The organism is Mycobacterium colombiense (genome assembly GCF_001665835.1).
GTDB classification, from domain to species: Bacteria; Actinomycetota; Actinomycetes; order Mycobacteriales; family Mycobacteriaceae; genus Mycobacterium; species Mycobacterium colombiense_A.
Window position 1 is genome coordinate 73,702 of record NZ_LZSX01000034.1, and the last position, 21,917, is coordinate 95,618.

Annotated in this window: 14 protein-coding genes; 10 read left to right on the plus strand and 4 right to left on the minus strand. The window is 66.2% G+C overall.

Annotation, left to right across the window (positions count from 1 at the left end; translation table 11 throughout):
* The first annotated feature begins 20 nt into the window (after positions 1–20).
* Together inhA and A5760_RS08005 are read left to right on the plus strand one after the other, a co-directional pair.
* Complete coding sequence (gene inhA, locus A5760_RS08000) at positions 21–830, plus strand: NADH-dependent enoyl-ACP reductase InhA (RefSeq protein ID WP_064879436.1); 810 nt, start codon at positions 21–23, stop codon at positions 828–830.
* A 6-nt stretch (positions 831–836) separates the two neighbouring features.
* Positions 837–1,880, plus strand: a complete 1,044-nt coding sequence (locus A5760_RS08005) for a ferrochelatase (protein ID WP_064879438.1) — start codon at positions 837–839, stop codon at positions 1,878–1,880.
* On the opposite strand, the gene A5760_RS08010 is transcribed toward A5760_RS08005, so the two are convergent.
* Entirely contained in the window at positions 1,877–2,821 is a 945-nt protein-coding gene (locus A5760_RS08010; protein WP_064879475.1) for a hypothetical protein, read from the minus strand. The two genes, A5760_RS08005 and A5760_RS08010, sit on opposite strands and share 4 nt — an antisense overlap.
* A 57-nt stretch (positions 2,822–2,878) precedes the next feature.
* Between A5760_RS08010 and A5760_RS08015 the strand changes: the two genes are divergently transcribed.
* Genes A5760_RS08015 through A5760_RS08025 form a run of 3 tightly spaced genes read left to right on the plus strand, consistent with a single transcriptional unit; the run spans position 2,879 to position 4,852 of the window.
* The gene (locus tag A5760_RS08015) at positions 2,879–3,316 is read left to right on the plus strand and encodes an NfeD family protein (protein WP_064879440.1); all 438 of its coding nucleotides are present in this window, start codon (positions 2,879–2,881) and stop codon (positions 3,314–3,316) included.
* A 36-nt stretch (positions 3,317–3,352) separates the two neighbouring features.
* Positions 3,353–4,486: an SPFH domain-containing protein gene (locus A5760_RS08020; RefSeq protein WP_064879442.1), complete on the plus strand. Its 1,134-nt coding sequence runs from the start codon at positions 3,353–3,355 to the stop codon at positions 4,484–4,486.
* A gap of 9 nt (positions 4,487–4,495) precedes the next feature.
* On the plus strand, positions 4,496–4,852 hold the full coding sequence (locus A5760_RS08025; protein WP_064879444.1) for a DoxX family protein: 357 nt from the start codon (positions 4,496–4,498) through the stop codon (positions 4,850–4,852).
* Here A5760_RS08025 and A5760_RS08030 read toward each other — a convergent pair.
* Together A5760_RS08030 and A5760_RS08035 are read right to left on the minus strand one after the other, a co-directional pair.
* On the minus strand, positions 4,849–5,265 hold the full coding sequence (locus A5760_RS08030) for a nitroreductase family deazaflavin-dependent oxidoreductase (protein ID WP_155764256.1): 417 nt from the start codon (positions 5,263–5,265) through the stop codon (positions 4,849–4,851). The genes A5760_RS08025 and A5760_RS08030 overlap by 4 nt on opposite strands.
* Before the next feature lie 180 nt (positions 5,266–5,445).
* Positions 5,446–5,841, minus strand: coding sequence for a hypothetical protein (locus A5760_RS08035; protein WP_064879448.1), 396 nt, complete (start codon positions 5,839–5,841; stop codon positions 5,446–5,448).
* A 112-nt stretch (positions 5,842–5,953) separates the two neighbouring features.
* Here A5760_RS08035 and A5760_RS08040 point away from each other — a divergent pair, with 112 nt between their 5' ends.
* Entirely contained in the window at positions 5,954–6,688 is a 735-nt protein-coding gene (locus A5760_RS08040) for a response regulator transcription factor (protein ID WP_064879450.1), read from the plus strand.
* The gene (locus A5760_RS08045; protein WP_064879452.1) at positions 6,685–8,178 is read left to right on the plus strand and encodes a HAMP domain-containing sensor histidine kinase; all 1,494 of its coding nucleotides are present in this window, start codon (positions 6,685–6,687) and stop codon (positions 8,176–8,178) included. Before A5760_RS08040 ends, A5760_RS08045 begins: the two co-directional genes overlap by 4 nt.
* Before the next feature lie 223 nt (positions 8,179–8,401).
* Here the strand turns inward: A5760_RS08045 and A5760_RS08050 are convergent, their stop codons facing one another.
* The gene (locus A5760_RS08050; protein WP_064879454.1) at positions 8,402–18,679 is read right to left on the minus strand and encodes a non-ribosomal peptide synthetase; all 10,278 of its coding nucleotides are present in this window, start codon (positions 18,677–18,679) and stop codon (positions 8,402–8,404) included.
* Between the two features lie 210 nt (positions 18,680–18,889).
* Here A5760_RS08050 and A5760_RS26630 point away from each other — a divergent pair, with 210 nt between their 5' ends.
* The 3 genes from A5760_RS26630 (at position 18,890) to A5760_RS08065 (ending at position 21,553) form a co-directional block, all read left to right on the plus strand.
* The gene (locus A5760_RS26630; RefSeq protein ID WP_064879456.1) at positions 18,890–19,087 is read left to right on the plus strand and encodes a hypothetical protein; all 198 of its coding nucleotides are present in this window, start codon (positions 18,890–18,892) and stop codon (positions 19,085–19,087) included.
* Between the two features lie 115 nt (positions 19,088–19,202).
* Positions 19,203–19,976, plus strand: coding sequence for a 1-aminocyclopropane-1-carboxylate synthase (locus A5760_RS26960; protein WP_196772025.1), 774 nt, complete (start codon positions 19,203–19,205; stop codon positions 19,974–19,976).
* Positions 19,977–20,668: 692 nt separating this feature from the next.
* A complete protein-coding gene (locus tag A5760_RS08065) occupies positions 20,669–21,553 on the plus strand; it encodes a fatty acid desaturase (RefSeq protein ID WP_231122575.1) in 885 nt (294 codons plus the stop codon).
* The last annotated feature ends 364 nt before the right edge of the window (positions 21,554–21,917 follow it).

Genomic DNA, 21,917 nt, shown 5'->3' on the forward strand with positions numbered 1-21,917 from the left:
CAAGGATATTGAGGACGGACATGGCAGGACTGCTCGACGGTAAACGGATTCTGATCTCCGGGATCATCACCGATTCGTCGATTGCGTTTCACATCGCCAAGGCGGCCCAGGAGGCGGGTGCGCAGCTGGTGCTCACCGGGTTCGACCGGTTGCGCCTGATTCAGCGCATCGCCGACCGGCTGCCGGAGAAGGCGCCGCTGATCGAACTCGACGTGCAAAACGAGAAGCACCTCGACTCGCTCGCCGAGCGGGTAACGGCAGAGATCGGTGAGGGCAACAAGCTCGACGGTGTGGTGCACTCGATCGGTTTCATGCCGCAGACGGGGATGGGCATCAACCCGTTCTTCGACGCGCCGTATGAGGATGTCTCCAAAGGCATTCATATCTCGGCGTATTCGTACGCCTCGCTAGCCAAGGCGACGCTGCCGATCATGAACGCCGGTGGCTCCATCGTAGGTATGGACTTCGACCCCAGCCGGGCGATGCCGGCCTACAACTGGATGACGGTGGCCAAGAGTGCGCTGGAATCGGTCAACCGATTCGTGGCACGCGAGGCGGGCAAGTTCGGTGTGCGCTCCAATCTCGTTGCCGCGGGCCCTATCCGGACGCTGGCCATGAGCGCGATCGTCGGCGGTGCGCTGGGCGAAGAAGCCGGCGCGCAGATGCAGCTTCTCGAAGAGGGCTGGGACCAGCGCGCCCCCATCGGCTGGAACATGAAGGATCCGACTCCGGTCGCCAAGACGGTGTGCGCGTTGCTCTCGGACTGGCTGCCGGCGACGACGGGGACCATCATCTACGCCGACGGTGGCGCAAGCACCCAATTGCTGTAAACGGCAATGGAATTCGATGCCGTCCTGCTGCTGTCCTTCGGTGGGCCGGAGGGTCCCGAGCAGGTTCGGCCGTTCTTGGAGAACGTCACCCGGGGCCGCAACGTGCCCCCGGAACGGCTTGACCACGTGGCCGAGCACTACATGCATTTCGGCGGGGTGTCGCCGATCAACCGGATCAACCTGGCGCTGATCGAGCAGCTGCGCGCCGAGCTCGAAGGCCGCGGCCTGGACCTGCCGGTCTACTTCGGCAACCGCAACTGGGAACCCTACGTCGAAGACACCGTCGCGACGATGCGGGACAACGGAATTCGGCGTGCCGCGGTATTCACCACATCGGCATGGAGCGGCTATTCCAGCTGCACGCAATACGTCGAAGACATCGCCCGGGCGCGTGAGGCGGCCGGGCCGGATGCGCCCGAATTGGTCAAGCTGCGGCCGTATTTCGACCACCCGCGGTTCGTGCAGATCTTCGCCGACACCATCGGCGCGGCGTCGGGCGCGCTGACCGCCGAGCAACAGGCCGGCGCGCGTCTGGTGTTCACCGCGCATTCCATCCCGGTGGCCGCCGACGACCGGCTGGGCCCGCAGCTGTACAGCCGCCAAGTCGCCTATGCCGCAAGCCTTGTGGCGGCCGCCGCCGGATACCCCGAGTACGACCTGGCGTGGCAGTCCCGGTCGGGGCCGCCGCAGGTTCCGTGGCTGGAGCCCGACGTCGCCGACCACCTGGCAACCCTGGCGCAGGCCGGCACCGAGGCCGTCATCGTCTGCCCGATCGGGTTTGTGGCCGACCACATCGAGGTGGTGTGGGACCTCGACAACGAGCTGGCGGCCCAGGCGGAGGCGGCGGGCGTGGCAATGGTGCGGGCCTCGACGCCCAACGCACACCCACGTTTCGCGCAACTGGCCGCCGACCTGATCGACGAACTGCGCTATGGCCGGACGCCCGAGAGGGTTACCGGGCCGGACCCGGTGCCGGGCTGCCAGGCCAGCGTCAACGGCGCGCCGTGCCGCCCGCCGCACTGCGCGGCCGGGGCCAGCGGCCAGGATTAGTCGCCCCAGGCCGAGTGCAGGATCGCGGTCACGGCCGCCATCCGCGCCGAACGCACCACGGCGGTCAGCGGTCGCAACGCATCGCTGGCGATGCGCGCCTCAGACGACGACTGCGTTCCCAGCGGTTCCGGGCCGGCGGCGACGGGCGCGGTGAAACGGTCCGGAGAGTCGGATCGGCTCAGCCCCGCGCTGACCGCGATGATGGCGTCGACATGCGCGGCATTCTCCAGCACCCGCAGCGCGCGCGTCGGCGCGTGGTCGGGAATGCGGTGTTGCCGTGCGGATTCCAGCAGTTGCTCGACCAGCCCGCGCGGGTCGTCCACGTCGGTCGCGGCAGCCCCCAGCCCGATCGCGCCCAGCGCGTCGGCGGCCGAGCGCACGGCCGAGCGCAGCGTGTACTCGGCGTCGCCGAGCTCGCAATGGTCCAGCACCGGCGCGCCGGGCAGCGAGTACACCGTCCACGTCAGCGCGCACAGCTCCGCCAGCCGCGTCTCGTAGTCCTCGGGCGTGTCCTCGTCGTCCTCGTAGGAGAATTCGGGCACCAGGCCGACGGCGGTGCCGGGGTCGCGGGGATTGCCGACGATGACCGCCTCACCGGCGGCCAGGGCGTCCCGCTCGAACTGTGTTCCGGGGGCCAGCCCGCGCACATCGCCGGGAACCGGCAAAATCACGTTGATCGTCCCGCGCATCAAGCCGGCGCCGTCGGACGTCGGCGTCGGGCGGCCGATCGCGGCGCGCAATGTCTGCAGCAGCGTGACCGTTCCCGCGTCGTGCACATCGGGCCAGGGCAGCCCGGTGTGGCCCGCGGCCACGGCATCATACGCGGTCACCGATTGCTTTGGCGCCCAAACGGATAACGCGTCCAGGACGTCGTCGGGCGCGGCCTTTCCGGCGAGCCAGGCATTGGCCCACAGGGACAGCGAAACACTGGGACACCACACGATCACGCAGTGTAGTTGTTTTGCCCGGCAAAGGCGGATCACGCGTATTCTTGCCGCATGCCCGCCGCGCTGCTTTGGCTAATATTCGCGCTGGTGCTGGCCGGTGCGGAGGCACTCACCGGCCATTTGTTTTTGGTGATGCTCGGTGGGGGCGCACTGGCCGCCTCGCTAACCAGTTGGCTGACCGACTTGCCGGCGTGGGCGAACGGCGCGGTGTTCCTGGTCGTCTCGGTGCTGCTGCTGGTGGTGGTTCGCCCGCCGCTGAAGCGACGGCTGACGCCGGCCGGGATGCCGCGCTTGGGAATCGAGGCGCTGCCGGGCAAAACCGCGCTGGTGCTCGAGCGGGTCGCACGCGACGAGGGCCAGGTGAAACTCGACGGCCAGGTATGGACGGCGCGCCCGCTCACCGACGGCGAGGTCTACGAACCCGGCGAGCCGGTCACCGTCATGCAGATCGACGGTGCCACCGCGGTGGTTTTCAGGAGCAGTCTGTAGCGGCGGCGAGAACCGCTGCGAAGGAAAGGAAGTCCGATGCAAGGTGCGGTTGCTGGTTTGGTCCTGCTGGCCGTCTTGGTGATCTTCGCCATCGTCGTGGTGGCCAAGTCGGTGGCGCTGATACCTCAGGCAGAGGCCGCGGTGATCGAACGGCTGGGACGCTACAGCCGCACGGTCAGCGGGCAGCTGACGCTGTTGGTGCCGTTCATCGATCGGGTCCGCGCCCGGGTGGATCTGCGCGAGCGGGTGGTGTCGTTCCCGCCGCAGCCGGTGATCACCGAGGACAACCTGACCCTCAACATCGACACGGTGGTCTACTTCCAGGTCACCGTGCCCCAGGCGGCCGTCTACGAGATCAGCAACTACATCGTCGGTGTGGAGCAGCTCACCACCACCACGCTGCGCAACGTCGTCGGCGGCATGACGCTCGAGCAGACGCTGACGTCCCGCGACCAGATCAACGGCCAGCTGCGCGGCGTGCTCGACGAGGCGACCGGCCGCTGGGGGTTGCGCGTCGCCCGGGTCGAATTACGAAGCATCGACCCGCCGCCGTCGATCCAGGCGTCGATGGAAAAGCAGATGAAGGCCGACCGCGAGAAGCGGGCGATGATCTTGACCGCCGAAGGTATGCGCGAGGCGGCGATCAAGGAGGCGGAGGGTCAGAAGCAGGCGCAGATCCTGGCCGCCGAGGGCGCCAAGCAGGGCGCGATCTTGGCCGCCGAGGGCGACCGGCAGTCCCGGATGCTGCGTGCCCAGGGCGAACGCGCCGCGGCGTACCTGCAGGCACAGGGGCAGGCCAAGGCGATCGAGAAGACGTTCGCCGCGATCAAGGCGGGTCGGCCCACCCCGGAAATGTTGGCGTACCAGTATTTGCAGACGCTCCCGGAGATGGCGCGCGGCGACGCCAACAAGGTGTGGGTGGTGCCGAGCGACTTCAGTGCTGCGTTGCAGGGATTCACCAAACTGCTGGGGTCCCCGGACCAGGACGGGGTGTTCCGATTCCAGCCCTCACCGGTTGAGGACGCGCCCAAGCACAGCGCCGACGACGACGCCGACGTCGCCGACTGGTTCTCCACCGAAACCGACCCCGCGATCGCCCAGGCGGTGGCCAAGGCGGAGGCGATAGCGCGCCAGCCGGTGGATGGCCCGGCGGGGGAGCTGACTCCCTAGGATTGTGGGATGAGTGTGTTGACTTCCCCGAAGACCTATACGGCGCTCGGCGTGTTCCACGCCGTCGACGCGGTGGCGTGCGGCGTCCAGGTGGCCCCGATCAAGAAGGTCCTCGATGACGTGGGCGTGCCGGAGAACATCCGGCCGGTGCTGCCGGCGGTGAAGGCGGCCGCCGCGGTCGGTTTGCTGTCGGTTCAGCGCTTTCCGGCGCTGGCGCGGTTGACGACGGCGATGCTGACGTTGTACTTCGTGCTGGCGGTCGGCGCGCACGTTCGAGTGCGCGACAAGGTCGTCAACGGCCTTCCGGCCGCCTTGTTTTTGGCGTTGGTCGCCGCGATGACTATCAAGGGACCGGACCAGGACTAGTCGAGGCGCAACTCGACCAGCGGCAGCGGGGTATCGGTGTCGGTGATCGGGACGCCGAGCGTCTGCTCCAGCACCGGCCGCATCCGCTCCCACGCCTTGGGGTGACGGGTTCGGTAGGCGGCCAGGGTGCGATCGGCCTCCGGTGTGGGCAGTACGCGCGCGACGGCGGTTCTGGGCGCGTGGCTGCCGGCGTAGACCCGCACCCGGGGGTTGGCTTCAATGTTGCGGAACCACTGGGCTTTTCGACCGAAACCCGAGGCGACCACGTAGGTGTCCGGCGGGGAGTGGTCGACGACCTCCAGCGCCGCGTAGCGCGGCAGTCCCGACTTGCGGCCGACATGCTCGAGCAACAGGATGCGCGAACCGAACAGCGCGCCCGCGCGGGCCTTGTAGATCCAGACCGGCGCGCGCATGAGGCGGCGCGACCGCAGCAGCCGTCCGGCGAGGCTGGCGACGCCGGTGGGAAACCGGCGGGCTCCGCTGTTGTCCGATGTCATGCGGCCCTCCACGGTCGTCGGGATAACCGTGACGGTACTGGGCTGCCGCCTGTCGCCGTCACGATTCAGGCATCGTGACGGCGACAGGCTCGGTTGTCAGGGATGCGGCGTGGGGGACGCCGGCGTCGGCGCGGGCGGTGTCGGCAATCCCTCGCCCGGGGGCGGCGGCCAGACGCCGCGCGGGGGTCCCGGCGGCCCGGGCGGGGTGAATCCGAAACCACCCGGCATCGGCCCGCCCATTGGAGGGGGCGGGGGACCGTGGAAGGGCGCCGCAAGCCCCAGCGGCGGCCCGGGAGGCGGCGGCGGGGGCGGCCCGACGCTGACGATCCAGGCGAAGGCGATCGCCGCGACGGTGCCGACCGCGCCGAGCAGCACGCCCGCCACGCCGGCGCCGATCACCACGCCGGTGGGGTGACGGCGTCGCTCGGGTGCCTGGTAGGCGACCGGTGCCGGCGCGGGCGGATTGGTGTTGATGTCGTCGTTCGTGGTCATGTCACGGACGCTAAGAGCCGGAGCTGAAGTGGGGCTTAAGAAATCATCCAGCGCCGTGCCCTCGAAATGGCCGCTTCAGGTTCATCTCAGAACCCGTGCCGACAATGGGCGTATGACGGATTCGCGGCAGGCCGACAGCTCCTCGCCCGCGCGCCGGTCGGATCGGTTCAGCGTCGGCACACCGCGGGTGCTGATCGTCGAAGACTCCGAGACCATCCGGGAGATGGTCAGCGAGGCGCTCGCCGATGTCGGCTATCACACCGCCGCCCGCTGCGACGGCGACGGCCTGGAACAGGTTCTCGACGGGATGCGGCCCGATCTGGTGGTGCTCGACGTGATGCTGCCCGGGCGCGACGGGTTCGAACTGATCGACGTCATCCGCGAATGGGGTGACATCGGGATCGTCCTGATCACGGCGCGCGACGGGCTGCCCGATCGGCTGCGCGGACTCGACGGCGGGGCCGACGATTACGTCATCAAGCCGTTCGAGCTGGCCGAACTGGTATCGCGGGTCGGTGCGGTGCTGCGCCGTCGCGGCCGGCTGTCGGAGGTGATTCAGGTGGGCGATGTCACCCTGGACCTCGGCGCCGGCGTGGCCGCGCGCGGCGGACACCGGCTGGATCTGACCGCGACCGAGCTGCGCGTGCTGGCTTTCCTGGTGGAGCAGCGCGGCCGGATCGTTAGCGCGGGCCAGATCCTGAACGGGGTGTGGGGCTACGACGCCTACGACCCCAACCTGGTGCAGGTCCATGTCAGCGGGCTGAGGCGCAAGCTCGAGGCGCACGGGCCGCGGATCCTGCACACCGTGCGCGGCATCGGCTACCGCCTGCAGGCCGAGCGGTCATGACGGCCGCGTCGACGACGCCGACGCCGTCGCTGCAACGTCGCGTGACGCTGGTGGTGCTGGCGCTGCTGGCCGTCCTGCTGGTGGTGCTCGGAGTCACCATCGACATCACGATGGGTGTTCTCGCCCACCGCAATCTGCACGATCGGCTGCTGGCCGCGACCTCGCGCGCCGACGCGCTGAGCGCCGCGCACACCTCGCCCGATCTGCTCGCCGCCGAACTCAACGGCGGCGGGATCCGGGCGCTCGTGGTCACGGCCGACGGCACCGCGTACGGCGACCGCGGGATCAGTCCCGAGCTGAGCGACGGGGAGGTCGAACCGCCACCGTTCTATCCTCCGCCGCCCCCATACCCGCCGCCGCCTTATCCGCCGCCGCCTTATCCACCGCCGTATCCGCCACCGCCGTACGCACTTCCGCCGCCGCCCGGCCCTCCGCCGGATGCCACCGCGACGGCCGTCGTGCACCCGCTGCCTGATGGCAGCCGGGTGATCCTGGTCGCCGACACCACGCAGACCACCCAGGTCGCGCATCAGTTGCGCGGGTTGATGATCGGGGCGGGTCTGGTGACCCTGCTGCTCGCGGCGCTGCTACTCATCGCGGTCAGCCGGGCGGCGTTGCGTCCGCTGGATCGGCTCACCGCGCTGGCCAACGCCATCACCACCGGGGATCGCGGCCGGCGGCTGCACCCGGATCGCACGGACACCGAACTCGGCCGCGCCGCAAGCGCTTTCGACGGCATGCTGGACGCACTGGAACTGTCCGAGCACCGCGCCCGGCGCGCCGCCGACACCGCGGAGGCCGCGGAGACGGCGACCCGGCGGTTTCTCGTCGACGCCGCCCACGAGTTGCGAACCCCGATCGCAGGCATTCAGGTCGCGGCCGAGCAGGTCGCGCACAGCGCCTCAAAACACCACGACGACGGGCAATACCGCCGGGCGAGCCTGTTGCTCTCCGACGCTCGCCGCGCCGGACGGCTCGTCTCCGACATGCTGGACCTGAGCCGCATCGACGCCGGGCTCGCGCTCGAGCTGCACGACGTGGACGTGGCCGCTGTGCTCGACGGCGAGGCTGACAGAGCCGCGATGCTGGCACCACAGCTGCGCGTCACCCGCACCGGTTTGACCACACAGCATCTCGACGCCGACGCGACCCGTCTGTCGCAGATCGTGTCCAACCTGCTCGACAACGCCCGCCGGTACACACCGGCCGGCGGAGCCATCACCGTCGACCTTCGCGCGCCCGAGGGCCTCGCGGAAATCACCATCACCGACACCGGCCCGGGCATCCCGGATGACCAGCGGGACAACATCTTCGAGCGGCTGGTCCGCCTGGACCCCGGCCGCGCCCGCGACCACGGCGGCGCCGGGCTGGGGCTGGCGATCGCGCGGGCGCTGGCGCGTGCCCACGGCGGTGAACTGGCGTGCCTGCCGCACCAGGGCGGCGCCCAATTCCGGCTCACGCTGCCGATCAACGCCGGGCGATCGGGGTAGCTAATCAGGCTTGTGGTTGATGGTGGGGATTTGGGTCTGACTTCGTGAGGGCTGGGGGTGGTCGCGTTGATGAGGTCGAAGGCGCGGCCCTGATTGGGTGTGGACGAGGAGGCCCGGTTCAAACAGCGCCATCCGTGATGAATTCACCTTTGGCCCAAGGTGTTTGGCAGCTAGCCTGGTATCGATCGGGTATCGACAACAATCGGCCGTCCCGCACGGACGGTCATGATTGCTCCTCCACATCTGCGGTCATGGCTACCAGCACGCGCCGGAACCGTGCGACCAGCTTTTCGATTCTGGCCGCAGTGAACACGTCGGTGTCGAATTCGACGCGTAGACACAGTTCGTGGCCTGGCACGGCTTGCACCGAAAGCGGGTAATGATTGTATTCGCGAGTGGTGAAGCCTTTTAAGTTCAACTCGTCGACGGCCGATAACGCGGCGGTAACCATCGGATAGTTCTCGTAGACGAACATTGTGTCGAATAACTGGTCGTGCCCCGTTACGCGGTGGATCTCGCTCAGGGCCAGGTGCTGGTGGTCAAGAGTCTTGGTGTAGCTGCTTTGCAGCTGGTCAAGCAGGTTGGCGGTGGTCGTCTCCGCTCCGATGGTCGCCCGTACCGGGACCGTGTTGATCAACAGACCGACCATCGATTCCGCGCCGGCCAAGTCGGGTGGACGCCCCGACACCGCTGTGCCGAACACCACGTCGTGCTGGCCGGTCAGCCACGTCAGCAGCAGCGCCCACGCGGCCTGCAAGACGGTGCTGACCGTGGTGCGGTACGAGCGCGCCAGCTCGCCCAACGCCTTCGTGGTCTCCGCGGACACCTGGAACGACTCCGTACCGCGCAGACCGAGCGCTGGACGCCCAGGGGGTCCCACCAGGCTGGGAGTGTCGAACCCGTCGAGGACCTCACGCCATGCTGTCTGAGCCGCGCCTCGATCCTGTTCGGACAGCCAGGTGACAAAGCTGCGATACGACGGCGCGGCGGGCAACCGCACGCCGTAATAGCTGGCGAAGATTTCCTGCAGCAGGATCGGCTTCGACCAACCGTCGAGCACGATGTGGTGGTTGGTGAGCACGAACCGATACAGATCGTCTGCGGTGCGGATCAGGGCAGCTCGGAAGGGCGGCTGGACGGCAAGATCGCAGACCGCGACGCGCTCGGCGGTACACAGCTGCTGTACCTGTTCCTCCACATCAGCATCTGCCGAGCTCAGCTCGACGTAGTGCCAGGCCAGCGCCGGATCGGCGGGCATGACCTGCACCGGTTCACCGAAGTCGTCGCAGAAAACGGCCACCACGTTCGGGTGGCGGGTGACGACGGCGTGCACCGCCTCGCGCAAGCGCTGCGGGTCAAGGGCACCACTCACGGTGATGTCGAGCTGCACCGCATACAAGTTGGCACTGCCCTGCCCGCTGCCGGTGTAGTACAGCAGGCCCTGCTGCAGCGGGGTTAGCGGCAACACATCGCCGATCCGGTACTGCTGCGCCAGCTTGTCGATGTCCTGCTGGGTGAGACGGGCTGGCGCGATGTCGGACGGGGTCAAGCCGCCCCCGCCGCCGCGCACGTGCGCGCAGATGCCGGCCAGCGCGTCGAACCACAGCTCGCTGAGCCGGCTGACCTGCTTGTCATGCAGCGCCGAGCGCGCCCAGGTCCAGTTGGCCTGCAGCTGCGGGCCGGCCTCGGTGTCCATCGTGCCGGCATTGAGCTCCACGGTATGAGCCAGCGGCATCTTCACTGCACCCGCGGCGCCGCCCAGCGAGAAACTGTTCTCGCTGAGCCGCCACAACTCACTGGAGAGCTCGGCCGCACCACCCGGACGACCTAGGTAGTTGAAGCCGATCACGGGGTCGGACCCACCCAGATCAAACTCAGGGGCGAGGTAGCGCAGCAGCCCGTAGGTCAGACCGTCGGGCAGGGCGCGCAGCTGCTCCTTGGCGTCCTTGATCAGAGCGCCCAGTGCATCCTCACCCGCCGTCACCTGTCCCCAGGACAGGCCGCCGACCGGCCCCCCGAATTTCAGGGCCACCGGGTACTTGGTGGTGAACCAGCCCACCGTGCGCGACAAGTCGACATGCGGGGCCAGCTCCTCCTGGCGGCCGTGGCCCTCCACATCGATGCCGATCGGGGTGCTGGTGCTCAAGAATTGCGTCCACGCCAGGCCGAACGCGATCAGCAATATGTCTTGAACCCCGGCATGAAATGCCGCCGGGGCCTCACCAAGCAGCTGGCGGGTCGTCTCGACATCCAGCGACACCGACAGTTGGCCGGCGCTGATGTAGGTGTCCTCCGGCTGTACCGGCGGTAACGCTGCCGGGATTGCCGCCACCTGACGCCACGCCTCGGCCTGGGCCATCACGTCTGCGCTCTGCGCGTACTTGGCCAACAACGACGACCACCGGGCAAACGACGTCCCGGCCGCCGGCAGCGCCACCGGCTGGCCACTGCGATGCTGAGCCCACGCAATGTTGAGGTCTTCCAACAGGATTCGCCACGACACGCCATCGACGGACAGGTGGTGAATGATCAACGCCAACTGGTTCGTCGACTCGGCCCACACCGCGCGCAGCATCGCCCCGGTGCCCGGGTCGAGCCGTGACCGGGCCGCCACCAACGCCTCAGCCGACAGCGCGTCGACGGTGTCCACGCAACCGGCGGCATCTATCGTCCCGGCTTCGGGCACCGACAACAACCATCCGCCGGCGCCGTCGTCGTCGACGCGCAGCCGCAATGTGGCGTGCCGGTCCAGCAACGACTGCAGGACCACCACCGCGTCGGCCCGCGCGACACCCGCGGGGGCTTGCAACACCATCGTCTGGTTGAACTGCTCGACCGCACCTTCGACGCTGTGCAGCCAACGCATGATCGGGGTGGCCACCACCGACCCGGTGCCTTCGTCGACCACGCCGCCCTCGCCGTCGGCGACCACCGTGGCGACCTGCGCGAGACGCGCCACCGTCTGTTCGACGAAAACGTCACGCGGACGGCACATTACGCCGGCCGCTCGAGCACGGGACACGACTTGCATCGACAGGATGCTGTCACCGCCCAGATCGAAGAACGAGTCATCGACACCGACCCGCTGCACACCCAATATCTGGGCATAAATGCCGGCCAGGATTTCCTCGACCGCGCTGGATGGAGCCCGGTAATGCTCGACGTCCTGGTATTCGGGTGCCGGCAGGGCGCGGACGTCGAGTTTGCCGTTGACCGTCAATGGCAGCGCCTCGAGCGCAACGATCGCGGTCGGCACCATGTAGGTCGGCAGCCGTTCATTCAATTGAGTACGGATCTCAGCCGGATCGGCGGCTCCGGTGATGTAGCCCACCAGCCGCTTGTCGCCGGGACGGTCCTCGCGCGCGATCACCGCCACATGGTCGACCCCGTCCAAACCGGCGAGGGTCGCTTGGATCTCACCGAGCTCGATGCGATAACCGCGGATCTTGACCTGCTCATCGGCACGCCCGACGTAACACAGCTGACCATCGGCGCCCCACGACACCAGATCCCCGGTGCGATACATGCGCGCCCCCGGCGCCCCGAACGGGCACGCCACAAACCGCGTCGAGCTCAACCCCGGCCTGCCCACATACCCGGCGGCCAACCCGGCACCGGCCACGTACAGCTCGCCGACCACCCCGGCGGGGACCTGACGCAACCACCCGTCGAGTACGAAGAATGCGAGGTGGGCCAACGGCACCCCGATGGGGCTGGCATTACTGTCGACGTCGCCGCCGACGATCTCACGAAACGAGGCGTGCACGGTCGTCTCGGTGATGCCATACAGATTGAGCAGACGCGGCGGTCCGGGGTGGTGGTTCAGCCACGTCTCCAGACGCTGGGGTTCGAGCGCCTCGCCACCGAACACCACGGACTGCAACTTCAGCTGCTGCCCCAACCTCGACGCGAGCCCATCAGCGGTCTGCAGCACATAAAACGCCGACGGCGTCTGGCTCAACACATTGACCTGCTCACGAACCAGCAACGCGTGCAACTCTTCTGGCGAACGCACCACCGAATCGGGCACCATCACCAACCGCCCGCCATGCAACAGCGAACCAAAGATCTCCCACACCGAGAAGTCAAACGCCAATGAATGACACTGCGTCCACACCTGTCCCAACGTCAACTGGGCGTCCAGCGAATCCAGCAACCTGCTGACGTTGTGATGAGGCACTGCAACACCTTTGGGTGTCCCAGTGGTGCCCGAGGTGTAAATGATGTAGGCGATGTCCTCGGCCCCAACCGCCGGTAACGCGGTCGCGGGCTGGGTCGTCACCGCAGGGTCGTCGATGTCGATCAGCAGCAGGCCAGACCCCTTCAGCCGGGACCGCACGTCCGCGTTGGTGACCACAGCGACAGGCGCAGAGTCGCCCAACACGAACTCCATCCGCGCCGCGGGAACCGTCGGATCGATCGGCACATATGCGGCACCGGTCTTGAGCACCGCCAGCATCGCCACCACCGCCTCAGGCGTACGCGGAAGCAACAGGGCCACACGCGTACCCGGTCCTGCACCCTGAGGAATCAGCAAGTGCGCCAGCCGGTTAGCGGACTCCTCCACCTCGCGATAAGTCCACGACCGATCCCCGTAAGTGATCGCCACCGCCTCCGGGGCGCGGGTCGCCTGAGCAGCGAACAATTCGGGGATCGAGATCGCGGACATCTCCGGCTCGGCCAGCATCGCCCGATTGCCCCACCCGTCGAGGCGGTCGTGCTCACCCCGGTCGAGCAGATCGATCGACGACAACCGCCGGGCGGGATCGGCGATCATGGCCGCCAGCACCTGCTGCAACCGGTCGATCAGCGTGTCTATGGCGGCACGGTCAAATGCGTCCGTGTCGAATTCGACGCGAAGGCTCAGTTCGTGGCCCGGCGTCGCCACCACCGACAGGGGGTAGTGGTTGTACTCGCGGCTGGTGAAGCCGGTGATGGCCAGGTCATCGGCGCCCAACAGGGCGCCGGCGTCGATCGGATAATTCTCGTACAGGAACAACGTGTCGAACAGCTGATCGTGACCGCTGGCGCGGTGGATCTCGGGGAGAGCCAGATACTCATATTCGAGGATGTCGTTGTGGACGCGCTGCAGCTGCTCCAGCAGATCGGCGACTGTGCTCCCTGTGCTGGCGTTGGCCCGCACCGGCACCGTGTTGATCATCAGACCCACAATGGATTCCGAGCCGAGCAGTTCCGTCGGCCTACCCGAGACCGCGGTGCCGAACGCCACATCATGCTGACCGGTCAGCCACATCAGCAGCTGCGCCCATGCACCCTGCAACACGGTGCTCACGGTGGTGTGGCACGAGCGGGCCAACTCGGTCAGGGCCGCTGTGGTCTCGGCGGACACCCGGAAGGATGCGACATCGCGACGCCCTACCCGGCCTGGCGTAGCGATCAACGTCGGAGTCTCGAAACCCGCCATCACGTCGCGCCAAGCCCCTTGTGCGACACTGCGGTCCTGCCCATCCAGCCAGGTGACAAAGCTGCGGTATGACTGAGCCGCAGGCAGCCGTTCGCCGTAGTAGGTGCCGAACACCTCCTGCATCAGGATTGGCAGCGACCAGCCATCCGCCACGATGTGGTGAATGGTGAGCACCAAGCGGTATTGGTCTTCTGCGGTGCGGATCAACGCCGCCCGGAACGTCGGCTTGTCAGCCAGGTCGCAGACCGCGGCGCGCTCAGCAGCACACAGCCGCTCAATCTGCTGATCGGCATCGCCGCCCACGGGGTTCAGTTCAACGTCCTGCCACGCGATCACCGGCTTGGCCGGGATAACCTGCATCGGCTCACCGAAGTCTTCGCAGAACCGGGCCACCAGGTTGGGATGCCGGTTGACCACCGTCTGCACGGCCTCGCGCAGGCGGTGCGCATCGAGGGCGCCGTTGACTGTGATACCGAGCTGCACGGTGTACAGGTCGTCCAGACCCGGCGCGAAGCTGGTATGGAACAGCAGACCCTGCTGCACCGGGGTCAGCGGCAGCACGTCCAAAACTTCGCTCTGCGAGCAGAGTTCGTCGATCTGCTGCTGGCTGAGGCGGGCAGGAGCGATATCGGACGGGGTGAGCCCGCCCCCACCGGCTTTGACGTGCGCGCAGATACCGGCCAGAGCCTCGAACCACAACTGGCTCAGCCGGCTGACCTGCTCGTCATTCAGCGCCGAGGGCGCCCACGTCCAATTCGCCTGCAGGTGCGGCCCAGCCTCGGTGTCCATGGTTCCGGCATTGAGCTCCACCGTGCGCGCCAACCTGAGGGGCACCGCCGTAGCCACACCCGCAAACGCCAGGCTGTCCTCATTGATCCGCCACAACTCGCCGGGCAGGTCGGTGCCCGCACCGAGCCGGCCCAGGTAGTTGAACCCGATCGTCGGGTCAGACCCGCCGAGATCGACCTCAGGGTTCAGGTACCGCAGTAGACCATAGGTCAGCGAATCGGGTAGGGCACGCAGCTGCTCCTTGGCGTCCTTGATCAGAGCGCCCAGTGCGGCCCCACCGGCGACAACCTGCGCCCACGACAGGCCGCCGACCGTCAACGCGACCGGATACTTGGCGGTGAACCAGCCCACCGTGCGGGACAGGTCCACAGAGGGAGCCAGCTCCTCGTGGCGCCCGTGACCCTCGACGTCGACACCGATCGGCACACCCGCGGCGGTGCCGAGAAACTCCGCGAACGCCAGCCCGAAGGCGATCAGCAATATGTCGCCCACTCCGGCGTGAAACGCCGCCGGGACCTCGCCGAGCAGTTGGCGGGTGGTCTCGACATCTAGCGACGCCGACAGCTGGCCCGCGGACTCGTAGGTGTCCACCTCAGGTTGCACCGTCGACAGCGCGGCCGGTGTTGCCGCCACCTGTCGCCATGTCTCAGCCTGCGCCACTACCTCGGCGCGGCGCGCATGTTCGTCGAGCAGCGATGACCAACGCGCAAACGACGTCCCGCCCGTCGGCAACGCAACTGGCTGCCCGCTGTGATGCTGCGCCCAGGCGATGTTGAGGTCCTCCAACAGGATTCGCCACGACACCCCGTCGACGGTCAGGTGATGAATGATCAATGCCAGCTGACCGGTGGAAGTCGCCCACACCGCGCTGAGCATCAGTCCCGCCGCCGGGTTCAACCGCGACCGGGCCACCACCAGCGCCTCATCCGACAACACATCGGCGGTGTGCAAGCATCCGCGCGCGTCCACCGAACCGGCTTCGGGCGCCTCCAGCGACCAGCCGTCGGCGCCGTCATCGTCGATGCGCAGCCGCAGCATGGCATGCCGATCGAGCAACGCCTGCAGGACCACCGCCACGTCGGCTTCGGTCACCCCCGCCGGAGCGGCGACCACCATGGTCTGGTTGAACTCGTCGATCGGGCCCTCGATGCTGTGCAGCGAGCGCATGATCGGGGTGGCCAGCACCGGGCCGATGCCCTCGTCGACGATGCCGGCCTCGCCATCGGCCATCGTCGCCACCCGCGCAACTCGCGCGACCGTCTGTTCGACGAAAACGTCACGCGGACGGCACATCACCCCGGCCGCCCGCGCGCGGGCCACGACCTGCATCGACAGGATGCTGTCGCCGCCGAGGTCGAAGAACGAGTCATCGACCCCTACCCGCTCCATCCCGAGGACTTGGGCGTAGATGTCGGCCAGGATTCCCTCGACCGCGTCGGCCGGGGCCCGGTACTCACCGGCGGCGAACTCGGGCGCGGGCAAGGCGCGCTTGTCGAGTTTTCCGTTGACGGTCAACGGGATTGCCGGCAACACCACCACCGCGGCGGGGACCATGTAGGCCGGGAGCCGATCAGCCAGTGCCGTGCGGATCTCGGTCGGGTCGGCGGTGCCGGTGATGTAACCCACCAGCCGCTTGTTACCGGGACGGTCCTCGCGGGCGACGACCGCCGCCTGGTGCACCCCATCCAGGGCGGCCAGGGCTACCTGGATTTCACCGAGTTCGATGCGGTACCCGCGGATCTTGACCTGCTCGTCGGCGCGGCCCAGGTGTCGCAGCTGCCCGTCCTCGCCCCAGGACACCAGGTCGCCGGTGCGATACATCCGTGCCCCGGGGGCCCCGAACGGGCACGCCACAAACCGCGACGCGGTCAAACCAGCACGCCGCACATATCCAAGGCCCACGCCGCGCCCGGCCAGGTAGAGCTCACCGACCACCCCGGCCGGCACCGGCTGCAGCCACTTGTCCAGCACGAACATTGCCGCGCCGGGTATCGGCGACCCGATCGGCACCAGGCCCTGCCGCGGCGTCAGCGGCGTACTCATCGACGCGCACACCGTCGCCTCGGTCGGGCCGTAGGCGTTGATCATCACCCGCCCGGGCGTCGCCCACCGTTGCACTACGTCGGTCGGGCAGGCCTCACCGCCCACCACCAATGCCGTCGACTCCAACCTTTCCGGTGACAGCAGCGCCACTGACGACGGAATCTGAGTCAGCACGCTGACCTTCTCCGCGACCAGCAACGCGTGGAGATCTTCCGGGGAGCCCGCCACGGACTCGGGGACCACCAGCAGTCGCCGACCCCGCAGCAGCGCACCCCAGATATCCCACACCGATAAGTCGAAGGCCGAGGAGTAGCACTGCGCCCACACCCCCCCGCGGGGCAGGCGCTCGTCGAGGGCCTCGATCAGCCAGGTGACGTTGTGGTGCGTGATGGCCACGCCTTTGGGTGTGCCCGTAGTCCCGGAGGTGTAGATGATGTAGGCGACGTTTTCGGGGGCGGGCATTGGAAGTGGGGTGTCGGGTTGGGCCTCGATGACGGGATCGTGGGCATCGACGACCAGCAGACCGGATCCGTGCAGCCGTGAGCGCAGCTCGGCCGTGGTGATCAGTGCGGCGGGTGCGGCATCGGCAAGCACGAACCCCATCCGCGCCGACGCATGCCCCGGGTCGATCGGCAGATACGCTGCCCCGGTCTTGAGCACCGCCAGCATCGCCACGATCGCGTCAGCGCACCGGGGAAACAGCAGTGCGACACACTGTCCCGGGCCAACCCCATGACCGGCCAGAAGGTGTGCCAACCGGTTTGCGGCCTCGTCGAGTCCCCGATACGTGATGGAGTGGCCGTCGAAGGTCACCGCTACCGCCTCGGGGGTACGCGCGGCGTGCTCGGTGAACACCACCGGAATCGACACCGGCGCGGATACTGGCTGGGTTAACGCGGCGCGATGCGACCACCCATTGAGCCGGGCGTTCTCCTCCTCATCGAGGATTTCGATCGAGGAGATCGGCCGCTCGGGATCGGCGGTCATTTCCATCAGCACCTGCTGCAGACGTGCCGCCAGGTAGGAGACGTCAAAGCTCGCAAACGGCTGTCCGCGGCCTGCCGTGCTGAGAAACAGCTGGTCACTCGACCCAATGAAGAAAAGCCCGAAGTGATCGGCGGGGCCGTTATTGGTGTATGTCGCGGTTGCCGGGGCGCCACCAAGATCCAGGGTCAATCGGGACGGGATGAAATTGATACCTACCCTGTTCGCTGCCTGTCTCAGGTTGAGAAGGCCGCCTTCGCCGTCCAGCTGGTGCACCGGAAACCGTTGATGCTTCAGCAATTCCCGTATCTGTGTGTCAACATGGCGACAGAAATCGGCGACCGTTGTCTCCGGTGGCGTCTGCAAGACCAGCGGCACAACTCCGGCGAGCATCCCCGGGAGTGTCTTGGACTCCGGACGCACCCGCCGGCTGACCGGGAAATCCAGCGCCACCTCCGAACCGCTTCCCGACCATGCATGCACCAAGAGAGCGCATGCCGCTGTGGTGACCGAATAGCGACGGATGCGTAGCATTTTGGACAGTTCCTGCATGCGGCTGACAGCGAAAGCATCCAACTGAACTGACGCCGACGGCCTACAGAGATCCCAGTCGACCGTGGTGCGGGGCAGCTGATAATCCTGTCCGCCTTCCGGCGGAAGGTTCTTGCTCCAGTACGCCTCGTCTTCCAGATATTCGGTGGATGCCTCGTATCCCGACTCGAGATCAACCAGGTCCTGCAGCGAGCCGAAATAGGCGTCAGGAACAGGCAATCCAGCGACCATTGCCGAATAGATGGTTGCAACGCGACGGCACATCAGGGCCATGCTCAATCCGTCTAAGACGATGTGGTGGCAGCAGCCGAACAGATAAAATTCCTCGGCCTGCGTCTGGAAGAGGGCGAATTTGAGTAACTGGCCGTTCAACGCCATCGGGGTGCGCTGGATGGAGGATGCCCGCCGGCAGGCTTCCTGCACGGGATCGGGCGTGCCGATCAGGTCATGAAACTTGAGCTCGACATGCGGGTCATCGATCGGCCTTTGGACCACTTGGCCATCGACCTCGAAGAATGCAACCCTGCTCGGCTCGGCCTCCGCCACCGTTTGGCGGATCGCCTGCTCGAGGACATCACGCTGTATCGCGCCCTGGATCTTTATCAACAGGCCGAGCTGCCACTCCGTACCGGCATAGCCCGATTCCTGCGAGAGCCAGATGTCTAGTTGTCCGCGTGTCAGCGGCAGCGTCACATCTTCACGGTTCATCGACTCCCCCAAAGCTTTACCCGCTCGCCCCCATACCCCCGGGCTGTGGTTACTGATCGAAATCCTGCCCCGTAGTCAGCCGGTGGCGCAGAGATTTCGGCCTAATGTCCGCCACTTCTGCGCGATGTGATCCAGGCAGGCGGCCCCTAGTCCACCAGGTCCTCGGCGGCGTCCGCGCTGGACACGCTGTCGAAGCGGGACATCATCGAAGTGCTGACTGCCGGCGAGTGTCACCCCGACCGCCTCGCCGACCTGGCCCGGGGCCGGGTGAAGACCAAGCGAGCGGCGCTGATCGAGCTGCTCGACGGCCGCTTCGGCGACCACCATGGCGAACTGGCCCGAGTGCTGTTCGATCAGATTGAACTTTGTTGGTGCAATTCGGCGACCTTCGGGTCGCATCGGGGTTAAACTCGTTTTCGATTTGGAGGGGATTCACTGCCAGCGATGCGCCTGATCTCGGGCGATCAACGTAAGCGCACGCACCGGTAGGACGCGAGTGTCGAGTTTTGCCGTTGGGGGGGCAATGAACCGACGATCGGACTATGTATTCACTGAGCTCAGCCATCACGCGGACGACTGTGTGCCGCTGATACAACAGTACCTTGATTTTCTTGTCCAAGGCGACGGCCACAAAGCTCATTGTCCGTTCACCAGAGGGATGCTGGAAAGGCGCCAGTTTTACTACGATACAAGCGACTTGCTCCTGGATGAGGAGGAATTTTTCCGGACTATAGCAGAGTTGCGTGACTTTCACGCTGGACATTCTGACCATTATTTGGTTGTCGGGGTCGCATATCAGAATGTGGAAAACTTCGTAGAAGCGATCGCTGTCCAAGGTGAAGTGTGGCGACAGAAAATGAGACTTGAGCTCATAGCCGACGGCCTGACGATTGCTTGGACTCATCCGAAAAACCCAATCGGCACCCATACGGATCGCGATAAACCTGCCGAACCTCTCTGGGTAAGCGATATTCCGCTTCTCATGCTCCGAATTCTCGACAAGGGTGACGAGCCATTCATGCTGAGCGCCGATTCTAAGAGAGCGTTCGTGCTGGGCATGAGGTATCACGAAACGATACCTGTCGCCATACGTCCTGCTGCGATAAGTCCGCAGGTAGAGCTCCGCTACAAGCTGATCGCCCTGGTGAATCTCATGGATCATGTTCGGCTTTCCTCCGTCAGATCGGTATCAGCCGATTTGGCCGGGAACCTTATGACGGTATTGAAAAGCGGAAAAACCTGCGAGCATACGTGGCGCCCCGAACTTGCGGTGCAGGAGGTAGCGCAAAATGCCTGACACTTCAAGCCCTCGGAACCGTCAACTGGCGGGAACGCGGAGTTTGCGAAGCGACTATCTTTCGGGCAGGCGAAGGCTTAACAACTCCGACCCCGGGGCCGCACCGGTGAGCAACGATGTGGAAATCAACGATGCACGCTGCATTCCAGCGACTAACAACGCTGCTTTCCGGCGAGTAGGTTACCGATGTCTACCCTGGTGAACATTCTGGTTCAATCCAGGCGACTCTCAGGGCGAGCGTAGAGGGGGATTCGATTAGGTCTGCGCTGCCAGCAGGTTGAGAGCGTCCCACGGGAAACACGTTTGCGATCGCCTTCAGCGGTCGAATCACCCCGACCGAAAACTAACCGATGACGAGGTCGGATCCGCCGTTTATCGGACAGCCCGCCGGCCCATGCTTAACCGCACGAATTCGCACGCACGGGCTTGCACATGACCGTATTTATCGTGTTCACCTAGATGACGAGACGGCAAATAGTTTATTACGCAATAAGTACTACGAGCAAAGCCGAAACAAGGTGGTGCCACATGGATTTCCACGCAGTGCGTCAGCGTCGTGTTCCTCGCTGGGAGTCGTGGTGACAAGCGTCGACAGGGCTGCCCCCACCGAGCAGAGGTCACGGCGCGCTGGCGAGGTGGCCGCAATCCCGCGAGGCTTCCCAGCTCCCAGGTTCGCGCGGCCGACCATTGCGGTGCCGACCGTGCTGGTCTGGCTTGGATCGCTCGTTGCGTGGTGTGCGGCGACGGCAGCGGTTCTCTCCGGAGTGAGTCGTTGGTGGTTGGTGGTCACCGTCGTCGTTCAGGGTTTCGTGACGGTTTCTATGTTCATCGTGGCGCACGAATCGATTCACCACACCGTCGGCCGGCCAAAGTGGATCAACCAGGTCTTCGGCCGCCTGTCGATGCCGTTCGTCTCGTTGTTCGGAACATTCCCGATGCTCGCGTACACGCACCTCGCGCACCACCGCAACACCAATGAAAATATCCACGACGATCCGGACGCGTGGAGTATCACCGGCGCGCGTTGGCAGCTGCCGTTGCGCTGGTTGACAATCGATGCCTGGTATTGCCGCTTTTACCTAGCGCGCCTGCGCCGGCGCCCGCGCAAGGAAGCTCTGGGATTTGCCATATACCTCACCCTGGCCCTTGCCTTCGTAACCGCCATCCTGATTCTCGGCTATGGGCGAGAGCTGGTGCTGATCTATTTCATCCCACAGCGGATCGGCGTGGGCGTCCTCGCGTGGTGGTTTGACTGGCTGCCTCATCACGGCCTGGTCACAGTACGGAGCGACCGATTCCGGGTTGCCCGGGTTCGGGTTGGCTGGGAGCGTGTTTTGTGTCCGTTGTTGATGTATCAGAACTATCACCTGGTTCATCACATCCATACTGGGTTGCCGTTTTACCTGTACGTCAAGGCATGGAGGACCGCAGAAGCCGACTATCTGGACCGAAACGTGCCGATCAGCACTGCGTGGGGGCACGAAATGACGCCTTCGGAGTACCGCACATGGCGGGAGGTCAGTTGCCGCATCGTCGAAGCGGATCGCGGTGATCGCATCTCGGAGATCGGTGGGTAGCGGTTCGGCAGTGGTCAGGGCTTGGTTGCCGGCCATAATCTTGACGGCGCGGTGTCGGTGGGCGGTTCACACGAATTTCGTAATGCTCCAAGCGGTTTGGGTCTCGAGATGGTGTCTGGCGGCCACCGCCGCGACGAATCCTCGACATTTAGTCTCTGTGCGGTGAAAGCGGTGGTGGCCGCCTCAATCGCGGTGATTGAGGCGGCCACCTGAGGACGCGGCTAGCGCACCGCCGGTGTCAGAACCCCGGCGGCGGTGGCGCCGGGTGGAACGGTCCGCCCGGGGGCGGCGGCCCGAACGGTCCACCCGGCGGGGGCGGCGGTCCCACCGGCCCTGTCTCTTATACACATCTGACGCTGCCGGC